The organism is Geodermatophilus sp. SYSU D00700 (assembly GCF_054050255.1).
On record NZ_JBJGZA010000002.1, the window covers coordinates 256,556 to 279,953 of the forward strand.

Annotated in this window: 16 protein-coding genes; 15 read left to right on the forward strand and 1 reads right to left on the reverse strand. The window is 75.2% G+C overall.

Features of this window, described 5'->3' with window-relative positions:
* The first annotated feature begins 93 nt into the window (after positions 1-93).
* The 14 genes from ACI79V_RS02935 (at position 94) to ACI79V_RS03000 (ending at position 19,759) form a co-directional block, all read left to right on the forward strand.
* Positions 94-909 (forward strand): DUF899 family protein, encoded by an 816-nt coding sequence (locus ACI79V_RS02935; protein ID WP_456886664.1) that lies wholly within the window; start codon positions 94-96, stop codon positions 907-909.
* An 82-nt stretch (positions 910-991) separates the two neighbouring features.
* Positions 992-3,262 carry a DUF222 domain-containing protein gene (locus ACI79V_RS02940; RefSeq protein WP_456886666.1) on the forward strand — a complete coding sequence of 757 codons (2,271 nt, stop codon included), beginning with the start codon at positions 992-994 and terminating at the stop codon, positions 3,260-3,262.
* A gap of 41 nt (positions 3,263-3,303) precedes the next feature.
* Positions 3,304-5,085: an N-acetylglutaminylglutamine amidotransferase gene (locus tag ACI79V_RS02945; protein ID WP_456886668.1), complete on the forward strand. Its 1,782-nt coding sequence runs from the start codon at positions 3,304-3,306 to the stop codon at positions 5,083-5,085.
* Positions 5,086-5,097: 12 nt separating this feature from the next.
* Positions 5,098-6,855, forward strand: a complete 1,758-nt coding sequence (gene ngg / locus ACI79V_RS02950; RefSeq protein WP_456886670.1) for an N-acetylglutaminylglutamine synthetase — start codon at positions 5,098-5,100, stop codon at positions 6,853-6,855.
* A 237-nt stretch (positions 6,856-7,092) separates the two neighbouring features.
* The gene (locus ACI79V_RS02955) at positions 7,093-8,136 is read left to right on the forward strand and encodes a TerC family protein (protein WP_456886672.1); all 1,044 of its coding nucleotides are present in this window, start codon (positions 7,093-7,095) and stop codon (positions 8,134-8,136) included.
* Between the two features lie 85 nt (positions 8,137-8,221).
* Positions 8,222-8,596, forward strand: a complete 375-nt coding sequence (crcB, locus tag ACI79V_RS02960) for a fluoride efflux transporter CrcB (protein ID WP_456886674.1) — start codon at positions 8,222-8,224, stop codon at positions 8,594-8,596.
* Positions 8,593-8,943, forward strand: a complete 351-nt coding sequence (locus tag ACI79V_RS02965) for a fluoride efflux transporter FluC (RefSeq protein WP_456886676.1) — start codon at positions 8,593-8,595, stop codon at positions 8,941-8,943. Before crcB ends, ACI79V_RS02965 begins: the two co-directional genes overlap by 4 nt.
* A gap of 71 nt (positions 8,944-9,014) precedes the next feature.
* Entirely contained in the window at positions 9,015-10,406 is a 1,392-nt protein-coding gene (locus ACI79V_RS02970) for an alpha,alpha-trehalose-phosphate synthase (UDP-forming) (protein WP_456886678.1), read from the forward strand.
* Positions 10,403-11,146 (forward strand): trehalose-phosphatase, encoded by a 744-nt coding sequence (otsB, locus tag ACI79V_RS02975; RefSeq protein WP_456886680.1) that lies wholly within the window; start codon positions 10,403-10,405, stop codon positions 11,144-11,146. Before ACI79V_RS02970 ends, otsB begins: the two co-directional genes overlap by 4 nt.
* Before the next feature lie 318 nt (positions 11,147-11,464).
* Positions 11,465-13,066 (forward strand): methyl-accepting chemotaxis protein, encoded by a 1,602-nt coding sequence (locus ACI79V_RS02980; RefSeq protein ID WP_456886683.1) that lies wholly within the window; start codon positions 11,465-11,467, stop codon positions 13,064-13,066.
* An 88-nt stretch (positions 13,067-13,154) separates the two neighbouring features.
* The gene (locus ACI79V_RS02985) at positions 13,155-14,777 is read left to right on the forward strand and encodes a methyl-accepting chemotaxis protein (RefSeq protein WP_456886684.1); all 1,623 of its coding nucleotides are present in this window, start codon (positions 13,155-13,157) and stop codon (positions 14,775-14,777) included.
* A gap of 372 nt (positions 14,778-15,149) precedes the next feature.
* Positions 15,150-16,751: a methyl-accepting chemotaxis protein gene (locus ACI79V_RS02990; protein WP_456886687.1), complete on the forward strand. Its 1,602-nt coding sequence runs from the start codon at positions 15,150-15,152 to the stop codon at positions 16,749-16,751.
* Positions 16,752-16,968: 217 nt separating this feature from the next.
* Positions 16,969-19,305: a chemotaxis protein CheA gene (locus ACI79V_RS02995; protein ID WP_456886689.1), complete on the forward strand. Its 2,337-nt coding sequence runs from the start codon at positions 16,969-16,971 to the stop codon at positions 19,303-19,305.
* Between the two features lies 1 nt (position 19,306).
* Complete coding sequence (locus ACI79V_RS03000; RefSeq protein ID WP_456886691.1) at positions 19,307-19,759, forward strand: chemotaxis protein CheW; 453 nt, start codon at positions 19,307-19,309, stop codon at positions 19,757-19,759.
* 4 nt (positions 19,760-19,763) lie between these two features.
* On the opposite strand, the gene ACI79V_RS03005 is transcribed toward ACI79V_RS03000, so the two are convergent.
* Positions 19,764-22,079 carry a SpoIIE family protein phosphatase gene (locus ACI79V_RS03005; protein WP_456886693.1) on the reverse strand — a complete coding sequence of 772 codons (2,316 nt, stop codon included), beginning with the start codon at positions 22,077-22,079 and terminating at the stop codon, positions 19,764-19,766.
* Positions 22,080-22,340: 261 nt separating this feature from the next.
* On the opposite strand from ACI79V_RS03005, the gene ACI79V_RS03010 reads away from it, so the two are divergent.
* Entirely contained in the window at positions 22,341-23,231 is an 891-nt protein-coding gene (locus ACI79V_RS03010; RefSeq protein ID WP_456886694.1) for a hypothetical protein, read from the forward strand.
* The last annotated feature ends 167 nt before the right edge of the window (positions 23,232-23,398 follow it).

Sequence of the window (23,398 nt, forward strand, 5' to 3'; positions counted from 1 at the left end):
CGATGAGTTCCGGCCGGGTCGCGAGTCCCTCCTGGTGACCCTCGCAGGACGTCGGACGATGCCGCCCGGCACGAGATCCCCGCGGAGAACGCCATGACGACCACGCCGGACGACCCGACCACCGCCCTGCCCGGCCGCCCGCCCGTCGTCGACCGGGCCACCTGGCAGGCCGCCCGGGACGAGCTGCTGGTCCGCGAGAAGGCCCACACCCGCGAGGGCGACGCCATCGCCGCGGCCCGCCGCCGGCTGCCGATGGTGGAGCTCGACGGGACGGCCGAGGTCGTCGGACCCGACGGCCCGGTCCCCTTCCGGGACCTGTTCCAGGGCCGCGACGAGCTCGTGGTCTACCACTCGATGTGGTACGACGGCACGCCGCACCAGGGGCAGTGCGAGGGCTGCACCTTCAACCTCTGGCACCTGCGGGATGCCGTGTACCTCAACGCCCGCGGCGTCTCGTTCGCCGTCCTGACCTCGGGCGCGTGGGACGAGGTGGCCCCCTACGTCGAGTTCATGGGCTACACCCAGCCCTGGTACTCGGTCCGGGGCGTGGAGGAGCGGATCGCCACGGAGGAGGGGCACATCGTCTGCTACCTGCGCGACGGCGACCGCGTCTTCCTCACCTACTCCACCACCGGCCGGGGCAACGAGCCGGCCGACGGGACCCTCGGCCTGCTCGACATGACGCCCTACGGCCGCCGCGAGGGGTGGGAGGACGTCCCCGAGGGCTGGCCCGAGCCGCCTGCGGTCGGCTCGCCGGTCGGCGGGCACGGCGCGCCGATCTGCTGGTACTGGCGCTCGGACTCCGAGGGGAACGCCTCCTGGGGCCCGACCAGCCGCCCCGTGCCGCAGTGGACCCGCCCGGGCGTGACCCCCGCGGAGTCCCTCGGCCGGCACGTCCACCACCACTGAGGCGCCGTCGTCGGAGTGGAGGTCGGTCCTGTGGCCCGCTGACCTGCGGGTTCTGTCGTACCCCCGCCGTAGGTTCGGTGTCGTGGAGGTCGCGGAGCACCGGTCGCCGGTGGAGCAGGCGCTGCTCGATGCGGTGATCGCGACGCCCGCGCGGTTCCGCCGGCTGCCGGTGGGACTGCTGTCCCGCGAGCAGAAGGCCGCCGAGCTGCAGCGGGTCGCGGCGCTGAAGGCGATGACCGCGGCCTACGAGGCCGAGCTGGTGCTCGGGCTGGCCGACGACTCGCCCGATGACGACGACCCCGCGCCCGGCACTCCCGGCGCGCGCACGGGTTCGTGGGCGCCGGACACCGAGCTGCCCGGGGTCTCGGAGTTCTTCACCGCCGAACTGGCGATGGTGCTCAACTGCGGCCGGGGCACCGCCAACCACCTGGCCCACCGGGCCTGGACCTACCGGGAGCGCCTGCCCGCCACCTGGGCCGCGCTGGCCGCCGGTGACCTGGACGAGGCCCGCGCCAAGGCGCTGGTCGACGTCCTCGAACACGCCCCGGCGGGGATCGCCCGGCGGATCGAGGCGGCGCTGCTGCCCGCGGCCGCGCAGTGGACGGTGGGCCGGCTCGAGCAGCGGGCCCTCGCCTTGCTGCTCGACCTCGACGCCGACGCCGTCGGCCGGCGCAAGCAGCAGGCGCGGCGCCGCGCCGACGTGCGGGTGGATCCCTCGCCGCTGGCGGGGATGGCCACGCTGGCCGCCGACCTGCCCGCCGAGGTCGCCGCGGCCTGCCACGCGCTGGTCGACTCACTCGCCCGGATGCTCAAGGCCGACGGCGATGAGCGGCCGATCGGGGAGCTGCGCTGCGCGGTGCTCGCCGACCTGATCCAGCGGCCCTGGCAGACCGGCCCGGCGGTGACCGCGCAGCTGACCATCATCGCCACCCTGGCCGCGCTGGCCGGCGACAGCGAGGAGGCCGGGGAGGTCAACGGGCTGCCGATCACCGCCGCCCACCTGCGCGAGCTGCTGCGCGAGTTGGACGCGCTCGGGGTGCGGGCGCCGGAGGGCGGGTCGGTGACGGTGGCGCTGACCGACGCCGACGGCACGCTGCGGGCCACCGGCACGCTGGACCGGCTGCGCCGACTGGCCGCCCGCGGCTGCCCCGACCACCCCGACACCACCGACGAGCCGGACTGCGGGTGCCCGGTGCTAGACCGGCCCGACCCGGTCGACCGCTACACCCCCACGCCCGCGCAGCAGGCGTTCGTGCGCACCCGCGACCGCGCCTGCCGGTTCGCCACCTGTGGGCAGCGGGTGGGCTGGGCCGACGCCGACCACGTCCTCCCGCACGCCCGCGGCGGGGTCACCGACTGCGCCAACCTGTGCTGCCTGTGCCGGAGCCACCACCGGCTCAAGACCTTCGCCCGCGGCTGGCGCTTCACCATGAGCGACGACGGCACCCTGACGGTCACCACACCCTCCGGCATCACCAGGACCACCCGGCCACCGGGCACGCGTCCACCACCGGTAGCCGAGCCACCGCCGGACGACACCGGATCACCACCGCCATCCGTCGAGCCGGACGACGACCCCCCCGTTTTGACCGAGGGTCAGCCCGTCAGGGGGTCCGCCTACGCCCAGCGGGCGAGAGCGGTGCTGGTCCCCGGTGCCACCACGGTGAAGCCGGCGTCCACGACCTCCACCGGAGCCTGCCTGCGCAACGAGGCCCACCGGGCGGCGTCGGGGTGCTCCACGACCACGGGGAAACCGGCGTCCGCCCAGGTGGCCAGGCGTGCGGGCGGCATCCGCATCGCGGTCAGCTGCGCGGCGTGGCCGCAGGCCGCGGCGGCCTTGCCCAGCGGCAGGAAGGGCTCCGGGCAGACCGACACCACGACCGGCCCGCCCGGCACCGGGTCGGCCGCCGCGCACGCGTCCGGGTCGTCGAGCTCGCTGCCGGTCAACTGCAGCCGCCCGACCTCGGGAGGCAGCTCGTCGAGGGCCGCCGGCACCAGCGCGCGGACCTCCGCCCCGCCCACCTGTGCCGTGACACCCGGCAGCGCGGCCACCCGCTCCCAGGCCACCCCGCGCGCCCGCCGACAGTGCTTGCGGATCGCCCCGTCGGTCCACCGGCGGACCTGCGGGGACCACTCGCCGCCGGGCTGCGCCCGGTCGTCGGCCAGCAGTCGCACCACCGCGACCGCCGCGGCCGCGCACACGGCCGTCCGCGTCGGCGGGTCCCGCCGCTCGACGCGGGCCACCAGTTGCAGCGCCCAGGGCGACTCCCCCTCCGGATCGGCGTGCACGCCCCCACCCTGCCCGGTTCCACGTGGAACCGAGCCGTGTGACGTCGGTGTGACGATCACGTAGCGGCGTCGCGGCTGCCAGGTCCGTGGGGTTGGATCGATCCCATGTGCGGCCTCTCCGGCGAGATCAGGTTCGACGGCTCCCTGGCCGACACCACCGCGGTGGCGCGGATGGTCGAGGCGCTGGTCCCCCGCGGTCCCGACGGCCAGGGCCAGTGGAGCGCCGGCCGGGTGGCGTTCGGCCACCGCCGGCTGTCGGTCATCGACCTGTCGGCCAGCGGCTCCCAGCCGATGATCGACAGCGAGCTCGGTCTCGAGGCGGTCTTCAACGGCTGCATCTACGACTACAAGGAACTGCGCGCCGAGCTCGAGGGCCACGGCTACCGGTTCTTCTCCACCAGCGACACCGAGGTCCTGCTCAAGGGCTACCACCACTGGGGCGTCGACTTCGTCGACCACCTGCACGGCATGTTCGTCGTGGTCATCCACGAGCGCGACACCGGCCGCGTGGTCATGGCCCGCGACCGGCTGGGGATCAAGCCGCTCTACCTCGCCGAGACGCCGGGGCGGCTGCGGTTCGCCTCCTCTCTGCCGGCCCTCCTGCGCGCCGGCGACGTCGACACCTCCATCGACCCCGTCGCGCTGCACCACTACCTGACCTGGCACGCCGTCGTACCCGCGCCGCGCACGCTGCTCAACGGCGTGCGCAAGCTGCCGCCGGCCACCGTCCGCGTCGTCGAGGCCGACGGCACCAGCCGCGAGCACCGCTACTGGGAGCCCAGCTACGAGCGCCGCCCCGAGCACTCCGGCTGGTCGGCCCGCGACTGGGAGGACGCGATCGAGGAGGCGCTGCGGGTCGCCGTCCGCCGTCGCCTCGTGGCCGACATCCCGGTGGGGGTGCTGCTGTCGGGCGGCCTGGACTCCAGCCTGATCGTCGGCCTGCTCGCCCAGGAGGGGCAGACCGGCCTGGCCACCTACTCGATCGGCTTCGAGGCCGTCGGCGGCCACGCAGGCGACGAGTTCCGCTACTCCGACGTCATCGCCGAGCGGTTCGCGACCGACCACCACCGCATCCGGGTGTCCTCCGACGAGCTGGCCGCCGCGCTCGGCCACGCCATCGGCGCCATGGCCGAGCCGATGGTCAGCCACGACGTCGTCGCCTTCGACCTGCTCTCGGAGCGGGTCAGCCAGTCGATCCGGGTGGTGCAGTCCGGGCAGGGCGCCGACGAGGTGTTCGCCGGCTACCACTGGTACCCGCCGCTGGCCGACGTCGGCCGCGAGGAGGCCGTCGAGCGCTACGCCGCGGCGTTCTTCGACCGCGGCGCCGACGACATGCGGGCGCTGGTCGGCGAGCGGTACGCCCTCGACGGCGACCCGAGCCTGGACTTCGTCCGCGACCACATGTCCCGGGCCGGCGCGCAGACCGCCGTGGACGCCGCGCTGCGCCTCGACAGCGAGGTCATGCTCGTCGACGACCCGGTCAAGCGGGTGGACAACATGTCCATGGCCTGGGGCCTGGAGGCCCGGGTGCCCTTCCTCGACCACGACCTGGTGGAGCTGGCCGCTGCCTGCCCGCCGGAGCTCAAGCTCGCCGACGGCGGCAAGGGCGTGCTCAAGGCCCTCGGGCGCCGGATCATCCCGCCGGAGGTCATCGACCGGCCCAAGGGCTACTTCCCGGTGCCGGCGATCACCCACCTCGAGGGCAAGGTCCTCGGCCTGGTGCGCGACGCGCTCTCCAGCGATGCGGCGCGGGAGCGGGCGCTGTTCCGCCCGGAGTACGTCGCCCGGCTGCTCGACGACCCCAACGGCGAGCTGACGCCGTTGCGCGGCAACAAGCTCTGGCAGCTGGGGCTGGTCGAGCTGTGGCTGCAGAACCACGGGGTCTGAGGAGGGCCGACCGTGTCACCCCGGCTCGCCGGTCACCGTCGTCGCACGCCGGTGGCCGGCACACCCGACCTCACCGGCCGCAACTGGACCCGGCCCGCGCCGCACCAGCTCGAGGGCATGGGCACCGACGTGGTGCTCGACCTGGCGTGGGGGCGCCTGGTCTTCGGCCAGACCTTCCCCGAGATGCACAACATCCTCACCGCGCTGCGTGCCGAGGAGACCGGCCGGCGCGACATCTGCATCTACGCCCGTGACCCGCACGTCCTGGTGGGCCTGGCGCCCGACGAGCTGTTCATCGACCCCAGCTACACCTACCGCCTGGACCTCTACCGCTACCGGCCGCGACCCGAGCTCATCCGCGGCGTCTTCGTCCGCACGGTGACGGCGCTGGAGGAGATGCAGGCGATCAACGAGATCTACGCCCGCAACGGCATGGTCACCGGCGACCCCGAGACCATGTGGGCCAACCACCGCACCCGCTGCTTCACCTACCTCGTCGCCGAGGACACCCGGACCCGCCGGATCGTCGGCACGGTGACCGGCGTCGACCACGTGCTGGCCTTCGACGACCCGGAGAGCGGCACCAGCCTGTGGTGCCTGGCCGTCGACGGGCAGAACGCCCCCGCGGGCACCGGCGAGGCGCTGGTGCGGGTGCTGGCCGAGCGCTACGTCGGTCGCGGCCGCTCCTACGTCGACCTCTCGGTCATCCACGACAACGCCGCGGCGATCGCGCTCTACCGCAAGCTCGGCTTCGTCCGCGTGCCCGCCCTCTGCGTCAAGCGCAAGAACCCGATCAACACCCCGCTGTTCGCCGCCCGGCCGCCCGGCCTCGACCAGCTCAACCCCTACGCGCGGATCGTCGCCGACGAGGCGCTGCGCCGCGGCATCCGGGTCGAGGTCACCGACGCGGAGTCCGGCGAGCTGCGGCTGTCCCTCGGCGGGCGCCGGGTGCTCACCCGGGAGTCGCTGTCGGAGTTCACCACCGCCGTCGCCATGAGCCGCTGCGACGACAAGCGGGTGACCCGCCGCATCGTGGCCGACGCCGGCGTCCGGGTGGCCCGCGGCGTCTCGGTCCCCGAGGACGACCTCGGCCCGGCCCGCGAGCTCCTCGCCGTGTGCGGGGAGCTGGTGGTCAAGCCGGCCCGCGGCGAGCAGGGCAAGGGCATCACCGTCGGCGTCACGACCGAGGAGGACCTGGTCCGGGCCGTGGCCGCCGCCCGGCAGTTCTGCCCCGACGTGCTCGCCGAGGAGCTCGTCCCGGGCGAGGACCTGCGGGTGGTGGTCATCGACCACGAGGTGGTCGCCGCCGCGGTGCGCCGGCCGGCCGAGGTGGTCGGCGACGGCCGCCGCACGGTCACCGACCTGGTGCGGGCGGCCAGCCGGCGGCGGGAACGCGTGACCGGCGGGGAGTCGCGGATCCCGCTGGACGACACCACCGCCGACGTCGTCCGCGCCGCCGGCCACGCGATGGACGACGTCCTCCCCGACGGCGAGCAGCTGCAGGTGCGGCGGACGGCGAACCTGCACACCGGCGGGACCATCGAGGACGTCACCGACCGGCTGCACCCGGACGTCGCCGAGGCGGCGGTGCGGGCGAGCCGGGCGATCGGCATCCCGGTCACGGGCATCGACTTCCTCGTGCCCGACGTCGAGGGGTCCGAGGCGGTGTTCGTGGAGGCGAACGAGCGCCCGGGGCTGGCCAACCACGAGCCGCAACCGACCGCCGCGCGGTTCGTGGACCTGCTCTTCCCGGAGACCCGCGCGCGATGAAGGACCTCCCTGCCCCCCACCGCTCGCAGGTTCGCGGCGGGCCCCTGCAGGGAGGCCGTTCCAGCACGTCGCCTACTGGCATCAACAGGTGAAATCTGCTTCACTTGTCGGCGGGAGGGGAGTATCCCCGCAGCGCTGCCGTCGTCAGTACGGCCCCACAGGAGGGGTCCGGCGGAGCGGGCCCCGCGTGGGCCGGGAGAGACCTCCGGTTGGTGCACCACCGACTGGAGGCTCTTCGTGGACGTCCCCTTCTGGCTCTGGCTGGCCGTGCTCGGCGTCATCGTCGGCATGCTGGCCGTCGACCTGTTCGCCCACCGCCGCGCCCACGTCATCGGCGTGCGGGAGGCCGCCCTGTGGTCGGCGGTGTGGGTGGCCATCGGCGTCGGCTTCGGCGCCTGGGTGTGGTGGGCATACGGCGCCGAGTTCGGCCAGCAGTACTACGCCGGCTACCTGATCGAGAAGTCGCTCGCCGTCGACAACGTGTTCGTGTGGGCGATCATCTTCACCTTCTTCGCGGTGCCCCGGGAGTACCAGCACCGCGTGCTGTTCTACGGCGTGCTCGGCGCGCTCGTGCTGCGCGGGGCGTTCATCGCCGGCGGCGCGGCGCTCATCGAGAGCTTCGAGTGGGTGCTCTACCTGTTCGCCGCGTTCCTGCTCGTCACCGGCTGGCGCATGCTCCGCCAGCGCAACGAGCACATCGACCCCTCGCGGTCGCGGACCCTGCAGCTGTTCCGCCGCTTCGTGCCGATGACCGACGCCTACCACGGCCAGCGGTTCTTCGTCCGGCGGGGCGGCGTCCTGCTGGCCACTCCCCTGCTCGCCGTGCTGGTGCTCGTCGAGGTCACCGACGTCGTCTTCGCCGTCGACTCGATCCCGGCGATCTTCGCGGTCACCGACGAGCCGTTCCTCGTCTTCACCGCCAACGCCTTCGCCATCCTGGGCCTGCGGGCGATGTACTTCCTGCTCGCCGACCTGATCCACCGCTTCGTCTACCTCAAGGTCGGCCTGGCGCTGGTGCTCATCTGGGTGGGCGTCAAGATGCTGCTCAAGATCGACCTCTACTACATCCCCACCACCGTCAGCCTCGCGGTGATCGCCACCATCCTCGGCGTCGCGGTGTGGGCCAGCCTGCGCGCCACCCGCGGCCAGGGCCGCCGCGCCGTCGAGGCGCCGGCCGCTCCCCCGTTCCGGCTCGCCACCGAGGAGGAGCTGGCCGAGGTCGAGCCGCTGTGGCGGCGGGGCAGCCGGCGCGACACCCCGGAGCCGACCCGCACCTCCTGACCGGGGGCCGGGCATAGGAAGCTCTCCCCACGTCCTCAGCCCCGAGACGTGGGGAGAGCTTCCTATGCCTGCGGGGGGTGCACGGGTGGGGTACCTCCTCGCCGCGCTCGGCGGCGCCCTCGGTGCGCTGGCCCGCTGGGGCGTCGCGGAGGCCCTCCCCGCCCGGGACGGCGGCTGGCCCTGGGCGACGCTGCTGGTCAACCTCACCGGCTGCCTGCTGATCGGCGTCCTCGTCGGCGCGCTGGCCCGCCGCTCCCCCGAGCCTGCGTGGGCCCGTCCGTTCCTCGCCGTCGGCCTGCTCGGCGGGTACACGACCTACTCCGCGTTCGCCGTCGAGGTCGTCGGTCTCGCCGACGCCGGCCACGTCCTCGTCGCCGTGGCCTACGTGCCGGCCTCGGTGCTCGGCGGGGTGCTGGCGGTGGCCGCCGGTGTGCTCGCGGTGCGGCGGAGCGGCCCGTGACGCCGCTGCTCGTCGCCGCCGGTGCGCTGGCCGGCGCTCCCCTGCGGCTGCTGGCGACCCGGCTCGCGGCCCGGTCCGGCCGCGACCCCGCGCTGGGCACGCTGGCGGTCAACGTCGCCGGTGCGGCCGTGCTGGGCGTGCTGCTCGGGCTCGGCGGCGTGCCGGCCTGGGTGCTCGCGCTGGTCGGCACCGGCTTCTGCGGCACCCTCACCACGTTCTCCACGCTCGGCGCCGACGTCGTCCGGCTGGTCGAGGAGCGTGCCCTCGGCCGCGCGCTCGGGTACCTGGCCGCCACCCTGGTGCTGGGCCTGGGCGCCGCCGCGGCCGGCTGGTTGCTGGCGGGCTGAGCGCCCGGGGGTGCCACGGCGACGGCCGGTCGTTAGGGTCGGGGCGTATGGCCGGGGCAGACGCGGGAGACGTGCAGGCGGACAGTCCGGTCGTCGTCGTGGCCAACCGGCTGCCGGTCGACCAGGTCACCGACCCCGACGGGACGACGCGCTGGCAGCGCAGCCCCGGCGGTCTGGTCACCGCCCTGGAGCCGTTCGTGGCCGGGCGCGGCGGCGCCTGGGTCGGCTGGTCCGGCTCGGCCGGCGAGGCGCCCGAGCCCTTCGAGTCCGGCGGCATCTCGCTGGTCCCGGTCGAGCTCTCCGAGGAGGAGGTCGACCGCTACTACGAGGGCATGTCCAACGCCTCGCTGTGGCCGCTGTACCACGACGTGGTCGAGAAGCCCGAGTACCACCGCACCTGGTGGGACACCTACGTGCGGGTCAACCGGCGGTTCGCCGACCGGGCCGCCGAGGTCGCCGCCGAGGGCGCGATCGTCTGGGTGCACGACTACCAGCTGCAGCTGGTCCCGGCGCTGCTGCGCCAGCGCCGCCCCGACCTCACGATCGGCTTCTTCCTGCACATCCCGTTCCCGCCCTACGAGCTGTTCACCCAGCTCCCGTGGCGCTCGGCGATCGTCGAGGGGCTGCTCGGCGCCGACCTGGTCGGGTTCCAGCTGCCCAGCGCGGCGGCCAACTTCGTCCAGCTGGCCCGCCGGCTGCACGAGCTGCCCACCCGCGGCGCGACGATCGAGTACGACGGCCGGGTGGTGACCGCCCGGGCCTTCCCGATCTCCATCGACGTCGCCGCCTTCGACCGGCTGGCGAACTCGCCCGATGTCCTGAAGCGGGCCGAGGAGATCCGCACCGAGCTCGGCGACCCGCAGAAGATGATCCTGGGCGTCGACCGGCTCGACTACACCAAGGGCATCAGCGTCCGGCTCAACGCCTTCCAGGAGCTGCTCGAGGACGGCGCCGTCGAGGCGCCCGGCACGGTCATGGTGCAGGTGGCCACGCCCAGCCGGGAGCGGGTCGAGCACTACGTGCACATGCGCGAGACGATCGAGCAGCAGGTCGGGCACATCAACGGGGTGTTCGGCACGATCGGCGGGCCAGCGGTGCACTACTTCAACCAGTCGATGCCGCGCGAGGAGCTCGCCGCCCTCTACCGCGCCGCCGACGTCATGCTCGTGACGCCCTACCGCGACGGCATGAACCTGGTCGCCAAGGAGTACGTCGCCGCCCGCAGCGACCTCGGCGGCACGCTGGTCCTGTCCGAGTTCGCCGGCGCCGCGGCCGAGCTCCGGCAGGCGTTCCTGGTCAACCCGCACGACATCGCCGGGGTGAAGAACCAGCTGCTGCGCGCGCTGCGCCTCGAGCCCGCCGAGGCCGCCCGCCGGATGCGGGCCATGCGGCGGCACCTGGCCAAGCACGACCTCGACCACTGGGCGTCGTCGTTCTTCGACGCGCTGCAGGCCCAGGCGTGAGCCCCGTCCCGGACGCGCTGGCGACGGCGATGGCCGGGGCGGCCGCCCGCCGCCCGCTGCTGGTCGCCACCGACTACGACGGCGTCCTGGCGCCGCTGGTCGACGACCCCTCGGCCGCGGTCCCCTCCCCCGGCGTCGCCGAGGCGCTGGCCCGGGTCGCCGCGGCCGACGGCGTCACCGTCGCGCTGGTCAGCGGGCGCGGCGTCGACGACCTGGTGCGGGTCAGCGGCCTCGCCGGCCCCTACCGGTTCGTCGGCAGCCACGGCGCCGAGTACGGCGGGCCGCTGACCGGTGAGCTCGCCGACCGCCGCGACGCCCTGGCCGAGCGGATGGCGCCGCTGGTGGCCGCCGTCCCGGGCGCGTGGCTGGAGGTCAAGCCGGCCAGCGTCGCCGTGCACGTGCGGCAGGTCGCCGACCGCGCCGCGGCCGCCGCGCTGCTGGCGGAGGCCGATGCGGCGGCGGATCCGTCACTGACGAAGAAGCCGGGCAAGGACGTGCTCGAGCTCGCGGTCACCGACGCCGACAAGGGCACCGCGGTGACCCGGCTGCGGACCGACCTCGGCGCCGCCGCCGTCGTCTACCTCGGCGACGACGTCACCGACGAGGACGTGTTCCGCCGGCTCGGGCCGGCCGATGTCGGCGTCAAGGTCGGCGAGGGCCCGACCCTCGCCGGTCACCGGGTGACCGACCCCGCCGCCGTGGTCGCCGTCCTCGGGCTGCTCGGCGACCTGCTCGGCTGACCGGCCGGGGCGCGTCGCCCCCCGGCCCCGGGTGACCGGCGGCCGGCCGGACGGCGACCGCTCCCCCGGCCGTCGACACGTCGACGGCTCCTCCCCCGCCACCTGCGCGGACACGCCCGCCGCCCACCGCGGCCGGCGGGTCGCCGGGGCGGCCGGGTCGACCTGACGACGGCGCTGCGGGCGGTCACCGCCTCCTGCACAACGATCCGCCCGCGGACCTCCCGCGCGTCCGGGCGCGGCGCCGCCGCGGCTCCACCATTCCTCCTGCACGCCCGCCACATCCGTCCCAGCGGGCACACGCACCCAGGAGGCCCCACCGTGAACGCCGCGTCCCGCCCGCACGCCGGCCCGTCCGGCTGGTTCGCCGATCGCTCCCTCACCGTCAAGTTCGGCACCCTCGTCGCCGTGGGCGCCCTGGCCGTGGGGGGCCTGCTGGGGACGACGATGATCGGCAACTCCGCCGTCCTCGACGCCGAGCACCGCCTCACCGACCTCAACCACGCCGAGGAGCTCGTCCTCCAGCTCGACACCCGCGCGAGCGAGCTCAAGGTCGACGGCTTCAAGGCCCTCGTGCGCGAGGACCCCGCCGCGCAGCTGCCCGAGCTGGCCGACGACGTGGCCACCCCCGAGGCGCTGCTCGACGAGCTCTCCGGCGTCGAGCTCACCGGCGACAGCGCCGCGGCGGTCGAGGAGCTGATGGGCACCTACGGCGAGTACACCGCCGCGATCACGGCCTTCGTCGAGAGCGCCGTCGCCGACCAGGCCGGGGCCCGGGCGCGGTGGGAAGACATCCAGGCCGCCAACGACCTCACCGACGCGGCCATCGGCACGGCCAAGGACACGCTCATCCGCGAGGTGGACACCGCCACGACCGAGCTCGAGGACGTCACCACGCGGTCCGAGACCGTCGCGATGGTGGTGGCGGGGCTCGGGCTGCTGCTCCTGGTCGGCCTGAGCTGGCTGACCGCCCGCTCGGTGGTGCACCCCGTCCGCGCCGTGCAGGCCTCCCTCGAGGCGCTGGCCCAGGGCGACCTCACCCGGGAGAGCGGGGTGCACTCCCGCGACGAGGTGGGCCGGATGGCCGACGCGCTGCACCGGGCCCAGACCGGCCTGCGCGAGGTCATGGGGGCCGTCGTCACCTCCGCGGACGCCGTCGCCGCGTCGTCGGAGGAACTCAGCGCGAGCTCGGCGCAGATCTCGGCGTCGGCCGAGGAGACCTCCGCGCAGTCCGGCGTGGTGGCCGGCGCGGCCGACGAGGTCTCCCGGAACGTGCAGACGGTCGCGGCGGGGGCCGAGCAGATGGGCGCCTCCATCCGGGAGATCGCCTCCAACGCCGCCGAGGCCTCCGCCGTCGCCGCCCGCGCGGTCGCCGCCGCCGAGACCACCACCGCCACCGTGGCGCGGCTGGGGGAGAGCTCCGCGGAGATCGGCAACGTCGTGAAGGTGATCACCTCGATCGCCGAGCAGACCAACCTGCTCGCGCTCAACGCGACCATCGAGGCGGCGCGCGCCGGCGAGGCGGGCAAGGGCTTCGCCGTCGTCGCGAACGAGGTCAAGGAGCTGGCCCAGGAGACCGCCAAGGCCACCGAGGACATCGCCCGCCGCGTGCAGGCCATCCAGGGCGACACCACCGCCGCGGTGACCGCCATCGGGGAGATCAGCTCGATCGTCGCGCAGATCTCCGACCGGCAGACCACCATCGCCAGCGCGGTGGAGGAGCAGACCGCCACGACCAGCGAGATGTCGCGGTCGGTGGCCGAGGCCGCCCAGGGCTCGGGTCAGATCGCCGACAACATCTCCGGCGTCTCCTCGGCGGCGGACTCCACGACGCAGGCGCTGACCCAGACCCGCATCGCCGTCGACGAGCTCGCCCGCATGGCCGCCGGCCTACGCGCCACGGTCGGCCGCTTCACCCACTGATCCCGGACCACCCTGCCCCCCACGCCTCGCAGGCGGAGGGGTCCTGCAGGGCGGCCGGTCCCGCACCTCACCACCGAAAGGCACGACCGTGTCCCTGTCCTGGCTCTCCGACCTGCGGGTCGGTCTCCGCCTCGCCCTCGCCTTCGGCGCGGTCGGCCTCCTCGTCGTGGTCTCCGCCGCGACCGGGCTGTCGGCCGTGGCCCAGCAGCGCGACCTCGCCGAGGAGCTGAGCCGTGCCGACGCCGTCCTCGCCGACGCCGAGACCGCCCGCTTCCAGATCGCCGACGTGACCGGCTGGCAGGGCCTGGTCGTCGCCGACGCCGTCACCTTCGGCCCGGAGGTCGCCCTGGCGCCGGACTCCTACAACCGGGCCGGCCTGCTGGAGAGCAAGGACGCCGTCTACGCCTGGCTGGACGAGGTCGACACCGCGGCGATGGACGCCGACGAGGCCGCGGCCTTCGCCGAGCTGCGGCCGGCCTGGGACAACTACTTCGCCTGGGACGACCGGGTGGTGGAGTGGCTGTCCACGGGCACGCCGGAGGACGCCCGGGCGGCACTGGAGAGCATCAACGGCGGCGAGGCCGGTGAGGGCTACGGCATGGTCCTCGACCTCGCCGACCGGATCCAGGCCTCGGCCACCGAGCGGGCCGACCGGCTGCGTGCCGAGCAGGCGGACGCGCAGCGGAGCGCGACGGTGCTGCTGAGCGCCGTCGGCGTGCTCGCCGTGGTCCTCGCCGGCCTGTGCGCGGTGCTGGTCGGGCACTCGGTGGTCCGCCCCTTGCGCCGGGTGCAGGCCCTGGCCGTCCGGCTGGCCGCGGGGGACCTGACGGAGGGCACCGGGATCCGGCAGCGCGACGAGGTCGGCCGGGTGGCCGAGGCGCTCGACGCGGCCCAGGACGGCCTGCGCACCGTGATGGCCTCGGTCGCGGCCTCGGCGGACGCGGTCGCAGCCAGTTCCGAGGAGCTGTCGGCGTCGGCGGCGCAGATCTCGGCGTCGGCGGAGGAGACCTCGGCACAGTCCGGCGTGGTGGCCGGTGCCGCCGAGGAGGTGTCGCGGTCGGTGCAGACCGTCGCCGCCGGGGCCGAGCAGATGGGCGCCAGCATCCGGGAGATCGCGACCAACGCCGCGGAGGCGTCGGCGGTGGCCGCGCGGGCGGTCACCGCGGCAGAGGCGACCACCGCGACGGTGGCGCGGCTGGGCGAGTCCTCGGCGGAGATCGGCAACGTCGTGAAGGTGATCACCTCGATCGCCGAGCAGACCAACCTGCTGGCCCTCAACGCGACCATCGAGGCCGCCCGCGCCGGCGAGGCGGGCAAGGGCTTCGCCGTCGTGGCCAACGAGGTCAAGGAGCTGGCCCAGGAGACCGCCAAGGCGACCGAGGACATCGCGCGGCGGGTGCAGGCCATCCAGGCCGACACGGGCGCCGCCGTGGGGGCGATCGGCGAGATCTCGCAGATCGTCGCGCAGATCTCCGACCGGCAGACCACGATCGCGAGCGCCGTGGAGGAGCAGACGGCGACCACGGCGGAGATGAGCCGCTCGGTGGCCGAGGCCGCCCAGGGCTCCGGTCAGATCGCCGACAACATCTCTGGCGTCTCCTCGGCGGCGGACTCCACGACGCAGGCGCTGACCCAGACCCGCATCGCCGTCGACGAACTGTCCCGCATGGCGGCCGACCTGCGCACCGGCATCGCCCGTTTCACCCACTGATCCGGAATGGCTCCGCCCGGCCGCTGTCCTGCGGTCGGGCGGAGCCATTCCCGAATGGCCGCACCTCCTCCTGGCGCGTGGAGGGAAACGGCCCAGAACGTCCCCCGAGCGGCGTGTGTGCCCATGTCGACAGAGCAATCGCGCCGACCGCCGCTGCTCGGCACCGTGTCGACACATGATGCGGAATGGCGCCCCGACCCGGTTCCGTCGACTAATTCCGGTCGTATCCGGATCGTTACCGACACGCCATTTCCGGACGGGCGCGGTCCCCATTCCCGTCCGTCACAGTCCGTGCCGACGGATCGCCCGGCCCGCGGCCGATCCCCGCCCGTCACCCCGCCCGCCCCACCCCGAGATCCAGGAGCACACCCCATGAGCACCTCCCGCGCCGGCCGCTCCGGTGGCTGGTTCGCCGACCGACCGGTCGCCGTCAAGATCGGCGCGGCCGTCGCCGTCCTCGCGGTCGTCGCCGTCGCCATGACCGTCCTCGCCGTGAGCCGGCTGGCCGCGGTCGAGGCGGCCGCCACCCGGATCAACGGCAACGTGGTCACGCTGGCCGACCTCGCGGACATCCAGCGGTCCTGGCAGGGCGACCGCTCGCGCTACAACACCTACCCGATCGCCGACGGGCAGACCCGGGCCGCGCTGCGGGCCGACCTGGCCGAGCGCCGGGAGACCATCGACGGGCAGCTCGACGCCTACGCCGAGGTGACGGTCAACCGGGCCGCCTTCGACGAGTTCCGCGCCGTCGTCGAGGACTACTACGCGGTCGCGGACGGGCAGCTGGTGCCGGCCGCCGACGCGGGCGACCTGGCCACCGCCGCCGCCGTGATCACCGGTCCGCTGCAGGACCGCTCCGACTCCCTCATGGACCAGTACGCCGCCATGCAGGACCGCCGGGTCGCCGCCGGCCAGGCCGACACCGACGACGCGGTGGCCACCGTCTCCTCGGCCACCACCACGCTGTGGCTGTCCCTGGTCGCCGGCATCGTCGTCGCCGGCGGGCTGACCGTCCTCGTCGTCCGGCGCCTGGTGGGCACCGTCCGCTCCGTGCAGCGCTCGGTCGAGGCGCTGGCGCAGGGCGACCTGACCGTCACGCCCGAGGTCCGTGGCCGCGACGAGCTGGGCCGGATGGCCGCCGCGCTGGGTGCCGCCCAGGAGAACCTGCGCTCGGTGCTGTCCTCGGTGGCGGCCTCCGCCGACGCCGTCGCCGCGTCGTCGGAGGAGCTCAGCGCGAGCTCGGCGCAGATCTCGGCGTCGGCCGAGGAGACCTCCGCGCAGTCGGGCGTCGTCTCGGGTGCCGCCGAGGAGGTGTCGCGGTCGGTGCAGACCGTCGCCGCCGGGGCCGAGCAGATGGGCGCCTCGATCCGCGAGATCGCCTCCAACGCCGCCGAGGCCTCCGCCGTCGCCGCCCGCGCGGTCACCGCCGCCGAGACCACCACCGCCACGGTGACCAAGCTCGGGGAGTCCTCGGCGGAGATCGGCAACGTGGTCAAGGTCATCACGAGCATCGCCGAGCAGACCAACCTGCTCGCGCTCAACGCGACCATCGAGGCCGCCCGCGCCGGCGAGGCCGGCAAGGGCTTCGCCGTCGTGGCCAACGAGGTCAAGGAGCTGGCCCAGGAGACCGCCAAGGCGACCGAGGACATCGCCCGCCGCGTCGAGGCCATCCAGAAGGACACCGGCGCCGCCGTCGGGGCGATCGGCGAGATCTCGCAGATCGTCGCCCAGATCTCCGACCGGCAGACCACCATCGCCTCGGCGGTGGAGGAGCAGACCGCCACCACCGCGGAGATGAGCCGCTCGGTGGCCGAGGCCGCCCAGGGCTCGGGTCAGATCGCCGACAACATCGCCGGGGTCTCCAGCGCCGCCGACTCCACCACCCAGGCGCTGACCCAGACCCGCACCGCGGTCGAGGAGCTGTCCCGGATGGCGGCCGACCTGCGCACCGGCGTCGCCCGCTTCACCTACTAGGAGGACCCCCTGCCCCCGCCGCTCGCAGGCTCGCGTCGGGCCCTGCAGGGGGCCGACCCCGCGGGGGGGGGGGGGGGGGGGGGGGGGGGGGGGGGGCGCCCCCCCCCCCCCCCCCACCCCCCCCACCCCCACCCCCCCCCCCCCCCCCCCCACCCCCCCACCCCCGACGACCCATCGGGGACCCCTCGGTCCCCTCGCACTGAGAGAGAAGGCAGCGGTGGACGGTCTGGACGACATCGTCGAGGAGTTCCTCGTCGAGAGCCACGAGAACCTCGACCAGCTCGACACGGACCTGGTCGCCCTCGAGCAGGAGCCCGACTCCCGGGAGCGGCTCTCGAGCATCTTCCGCACCATCCACACGATCAAGGGCACCAGCGGCTTCCTCGCCTTCGGCCGGCTCGAGGAGGTCACCCACGTCGGGGAGAACATGCTCTCCCGGCTCCGCGACGGCGTCCTCGCGCTGACCCCCGAGCGCACCAGCGTGCTACTGCGGATGGTCGACACGGTCCGCTCGCTGCTGGCCTCCATCGAGGCCACCGGCGGCGAGGGCGGGGTCGACGTCTCCGCCGTCGTCGCGGAGATCAGCGCGGCGATGGAGGACCGGCCGGCCCCGGCCGCCGCCCCCTCCCCCGCGCCCGCCGAGCCCGCCGAGCCCGCCGAGCCCGCCGCCGCGATCGTCCCCGAGCCCGTCGTCGTCGAGCCCGTCGTCGAGCCCGTCGCCGAGGTGGTGGCGGAGGAGCTGCCCGACGATGCGCACGAGGAGCACCCCGACGAGCACCCCGACGAGCACGCCGAGCCCGGCTCGCCGGCCGGTGCCGCGCGGCCCGAGGGCCCCGGCGGCCAGCAGGCCCGCCGCGGCGTGGCCGACAGCACGATCCGCGTCGACGTCGACCTGCTCGACTCGCTGATGCTGCTGGTCGGCGAGCTGGTGCTGACCCGCAACCAGATCGTCCAGTACGTGGGCCGCTCCACCGACACCGACCTGGTGCGCGCCTCGCAGCGGCTCAACCTCATCGCCAGCGAGCTGCAGGAGGGCGTCATGAAGACGCGCATGCAGCCGATCGACCACATCTGGTCCAAGCTGCCGCGCGTCGTCCGCGACCTCGGCATCCAGTGCGGCAAGTCCGTCCGGCTGGAGATGGAGGGCAAGGACACCGAGCTCGACAAGACGCTGCTCGAGGCGGTCAAGGACCCGCTGACCCACCTGGTCCGCAACTCCGTCGACCACGGCATCGAGTCCCCCGACCGCCGCCGCGCCGCCGGCAAGCCCGGCGAGGGCGTGCTCACGCTGCGCGCCCGGCACGAGAGCGGCCAGGTCGTGGTCGAGGTGGCCGACGACGGCGCCGGCATCGACCCGTCGCGGATCGGCGCCAAGGCCCTCGAGCGCGGCCTGGTCACCGGCGAGCAGCTGGCCCGCATGGGCCCGCAGGACGTGCTGCAGCTGATCTTCCTGCCCGGGTTCTCGACGGCCGCCGCGGTCACCAACGTCTCCGGCCGGGGCGTGGGCATGGACGTCGTCAAGACCAACATCGAGGCCATCGGCGGCACCATCGAGGTGGAGTCCGAGCCCGGGCGCGGCACCGTCTGCCGGCTGCGCATCCCGCTGACCCTCGCGATCGTCCCCGCGCTCACCGTCGAGTGCGCCGGCGACCGCTACGCCATCCCGCAGATCAGCCTGCAGGAGCTGGTCAGCCTCGACGCCGAGAAGGCCGCCAACGCCGTCGAGGAGGTCGGCGGCGCGCCGGTCTACCGGCTGCGCGGCGAGCTGCTCCCCCTCGTCCGGCTCACCGACGTCCTGGGCCTCGCCTCCGACCGGCACGACGGCCACGTCGTCATCGCGGTGCTGCGCTCGGAGGGCCGGCGCTTCGGCCTCGTCGTCGACCGGGTCATCAACACCGAGGAGATCGTCGTCAAGGCCGTCGGCGGCCAGCTCAAGGCGATCGGCCTGTACTCCGGCGCGACCGTCCTCGGTGACGGCGCCGTGGCGCTGATCCTCGACGTGCAGGCGCTGGCGCGCCGGGCGCTGCGCACCGAGACCACCGAGCGGCAGGAGGCCCGCGAGGCCGCGGAGCGCACCGCCGCCGCCGAGACCGAGCGGCAGCGGATGCTGCTGGCCGCCATCGGCGAGGGCCGGCGGGTGGCCATCCCGCTGGACACCGTCACCCGCCTGGAGCAGGTGCGGGCCGACGCCGTCGAGCGGGTGGGCAACCGCGAGGTCGTGCAGTACCGCGGCGCGATCCTCCCGATCGTCCGGCTCGACCGGCACCTGGGCGCCTACGGCTCCGGCGAGCGCGAGGTGCTCGAGGTGATCGTCTACAGCGACCACGGCCGCAGCGTGGCGATCGTCGTGGAGGAGATCCTCGACATCGTCGACGGCGGCGCCGCGGTGCGCAGCGACATCGACGACCTGGGCCTGCTCGGCTCCGCCGTCCTCGGCGATCGGGTGACCGAGCTGCTCGACGTCCGCGCCGCGATCCTCGCCGCCGACCCGGCCTTCTACGCCGGGCTGCCGGCCCCCGACCACTCCCCCGCGTCCGCTCGGCTGGAGGCCTGACGTGACGACCCCGACCGACACCCCCACCCGCGCCGCCAGCGGTCAGCTGGCCACCTTCCGGCTCGACGGCGACCTGTACGGCGTCGAGGTCGAGCACGTGCAGGAGGTGCTGCGCAGTCAGAAGCTGACCCGGGTGCCGCTCGCCCCGCCGGCCGTCGCCGGGCTGATCAACCTGCGCGGCCAGGTGGTGACCGCCATCGAGCTGCGGGAGCGGCTCGGGCGCCCGCCGCGGCCGGCCGGCACCGACGCCGTCGTCATCGTCGTGCGCCTGCACGGCGAGGCGGTGAGCCTGCTGGTCGACTCGATCGCCGACGTCGTCGACGTGGACGCGGCCGACTTCGAGGCCCCGCCGGACACCCTCGACGGCCAGGCCCGCGAGCTCATCCGCGGCGCCTACAAGCTCGACGGCTCGCTGCTGCTCGCCCTCGACGTCCAGAAGGCGGTCGGCGCCTAGCGTGTCACCGCGGGCGCAGGCGGGCGACGAGCAGGGCGGCGTCGTCCTCGGCCGGGCCGGCACGGAACCGCTCGGTGGCGGCCAGGACGAGGTCGGCGAGGTCGTCGGCGGTGCGTGAGCGGCCGGGCGGCCCGGCGAGGGCCGCGACGAGCCGCTCCTCCCCGAACAGGCCCTCGCGCCCCCGGGTCTCGGTGATGCCGTCGGTGTACATGACCAGGGCGTCGCCGGGCCCGAGGACGAGCTCCTGGGTCTCGACGGTCACCTCGGGGAGGATGCCGAGGAGCTGCCCGGCCGGGGCCAGCAGCGTGGCGCTGCCGTCGGCCCGCACCAGCACCGGGGGCTCGTGGCCGGCGCGGGCGAGCTGCACCGCGGCGGTGCCGTCGGGGCGCGGGGTGACCCGGGCGCAGGCCGCGGTGAGGAACCGGTTGGGGGAGGTCTGCGCGCGCAGGGCGTCGTTGAGCCGCACCAGCGCGGCCGCCGGGGGCAGGTCCCGCGCGACGGCCTCCAGCGTGTGCCGGGCCAGCCCGGTGGTGCTCGCGGCGTCGATGCCCCGTCCGCAGACGTCGCCGATCGCGAGCACGAACCCGCCGCCGTCGAGCGGGACGACGTCGTAGAAGTCGCCGCCGACCTCGACCGCCTCCTCCGCCGTGGCGTAGCGGGTGGCCAGCTCCACGCCGGGGACCTCGGGCAGCCGGGCGGGCAGCAGGCCGTCCTGCAGGCGGCGGGCGATCCGGGTCTGCCGGCCGTAGAGGTGGGCGTTGTCCAGCGCGACCGCGACGCGCGAGGCGAGGTCGCCGACGAGCTCCTGCTGGTCGGTGAGCGGCCAGCCGCCGGCGGAGGCGCCGACCAGCGACAGCACGCCGGTGCTCCGGCCGCGCACCACCAGCGGCGTGAGCAGACCCGGGCCGGGGCCGGGGCCGAGCAGCCGGGCGAACCGGGCCACCTCGGGCGGGCCGCCGTCCTCGGTCAGGTAGGGGAGCGCGTCCTCGACCACGAGGGGCCGCTGGGAGCGGAAGACCCGCGCGGCCGCGCTGCCTCCGTCGATGCGCAGCGGACGCGCCGCCAGCAGCTCCTGCGCCGCCGCGTGGATCCCCGGGTCGGCGTGCACCGAGCACCGGGGCACCAGGTGCCCCGGCCGGCCGGCGAGCAGGACCACCAGCCAGTCGGCGTGCTCCGGAACCAGCAGGGCGGCCAGCTCGTCCAGCACGGCCGACTCGTCGAGGGAGCGGCTGAGCACCTCACCGGCCCGGGCCAGCAGGTCCAGCCGCTGCTGCGCCCGCTCGGCGCCGAGCCGGGCGTCCTGCTCGGCCCGGTAGAGGCGGGCGCGGTCCATCGCGGTGGCGCACTGGTCGGCCAGCGCGGTGAGCAGCTCCACGTCCTCGTCGGCGAAGGTGCGCGGACCGTCCCAGCCGAACGCCACGATCCCGGCCGGCCGGCCGTGGCTGCACAGCGCCAGGTTGGCCCAGGCCTGCTGCCGCACGCCCGAGCCCGCCATGTCGGGGTACCGCTGGTCGCGCTCGGTGGTGCTGCCCACCAGCACCGGGCCGTCCCCCTCGAGGACGTCGCGCACCAGTGGCGGGAGGGGAGCCGGGATCACCTGGCCCGGTCGGGCCACCTCGGGCGGCAGGCCGGTCACCGCGAGGACCGACAGCCCGGTGCCCGGCTCGTACTCGTTGAGGGTGGCGGCGGTGGCGCCCAGGATCCCCGGGGCGAGCTCCACCATCGTGGCGGCCACGTCGCGCACCGTGGTCGCCCGCGCCAGGGCCGACGTCAGCCGGTGCAGCCGCTCCTGCTGCTGCAGCGCGTGCCGCACCCGCGCCGCCGCCGTCCGCTCGGCCTCCAGCAGCCGGCGACGTTCCTGCTGCTCCTCGTGGCGGGCGGTCTCGTCGGTGACGACCACGCCCAGGCCCTCCGGCGGCCCCGCCCCCGGCGTCGCCCGCACCGGGTAGTAGCTGACCCGCCAGTGGCGGCGGCGGCCGGGCTCGCCCGGGGTGGGCCCGCTCTCCAGCTCCAGGCCGGTGATCGGCTCACCGGTGGCCAGTACCCGGCGCAGCAGGGGCTCGGCCTCCGGGGCCACGTCGGGGAGCACCTCGGCCACCGACCGGCCCAGGTGGTCGGCCACCGGGACGCCGTTGACCGCCGCCAGCGTCTGGTTGATCCGCACGTAGCGCAGCTCGGTGTCGAGCACCGCGAAGCCGACCGGCGCACCGGCGAGCAGCATCCCCACGGCGGCCTCGACCAGCGCCGCGCCTCCGGGTGCCGCCGACCCGGCCTGGCCACGGGGTCGCCGCGCTCCTGGGGTGGGGACCTCGGCCTGCATGGCGGCGTCAGTATGGAGGCGGCGCCTCTCCCCTGGTAGGGCCCCCGGTGTCCCGGGACCGCGGCCGACGGCGCCGTCGGCCGGGTGTCCCCGACGGACAGTCACCCGCCGTGATCGTTCCCTCGCCCGGCGGCGCTCGACACGCGGTGGTCGCCCCTGACGCCTCCGGCGATCGGGTGACGGCCGCGTGGCGTCACGGGGTGATCACCCCCAGCATGGACGGGCCGCCTGCTCCAGGGCGGTGCCGTCGGAGGGGGAGACGTGCCGTACACGCTGGTCAGTGCCGCGACGCTGGGGTTCGACCTGGTGCGCCTGCCCGGGGGCCGCGCCGCCGCCGACGTGCTCCTCACCGGCCTGACCGCCGGACCGGCCGAGCTGTCCGCCCTGGCCGCCGCCAGCCGCACCCGCGGCGCAGACCGCGAGCAGCGTGCGGTGCTGGCCGTGCGCGCCCGGCGGGCCCGCGAGCTGGCCGCCGCCGTCCCGCAGCTGCGCTCGGTGACCCCTGGCGAGGGCGAGCGCACCGCCGTCCTCGTCGCCCAGCTCGAGCGCGGCACGATCGGCACCGCCGCCGCCGTGGAGCGGGTGCTGCGCGAGGACGTCCTCGGGTCCGAGCACGCCGCCGTCCTCCAGGCCGACGACGACGTCCGGGAGCAGGCCGCCGAGGTCCTGGCCGACGCCGTGGTGGGGGAGTGGGCCGCCGGCGTCCTGCCGCCGCTGGTCCGCCGCGAGCTCGTGCAGCCCTTCGCCACCGCCGTCCCGGACGCCCCCACCCGCGGCGCCGGCGCCGACCTCGGTCCCGCCACGCCCGAGCTCGCCTCCCTGCTGGCGACCGTCTCCGGTCTCGACGCCCGCGGCCGCGACCGCTGGCGCACCGCCGTCGACGAGGGCCGCGCCGAGCAGCGCCCGTGGGCCACCGCCATGCACGAGGCCTCCTGGGCCGCGCACGTCTCCGGCCGCACCCGCACGCTGGCCACCGCCCAGCTGCTCGCCGTCCGCGCGTTCGCCGCCGGCGGCTTCGACGCCCGCGACGGCGCCTCGGGCTCGTGGAACGCCCTCGCCGGCGTCGTCCAGGGGCTGGCCATGGGCGACCTGCTCGACGGTGGCGCGCTCGGCGTCCTCCTCGCTCCCTGGCGCCGCGTGACGGGCCGCTGAGACCCCGCTCCTGCCCGTCGACCGTCGGGTTGGTGGCGCCGACACGCGAGGACACGCCGCGACGAGCGACGACGAGCCGCATCTCGAGCCACCGCCCACATCCCGAACCGCAGGTGAGCGCGCGGCCGGCCCCGGCAGGTCACCGTGCGGCGGGTCGACATGTGCCC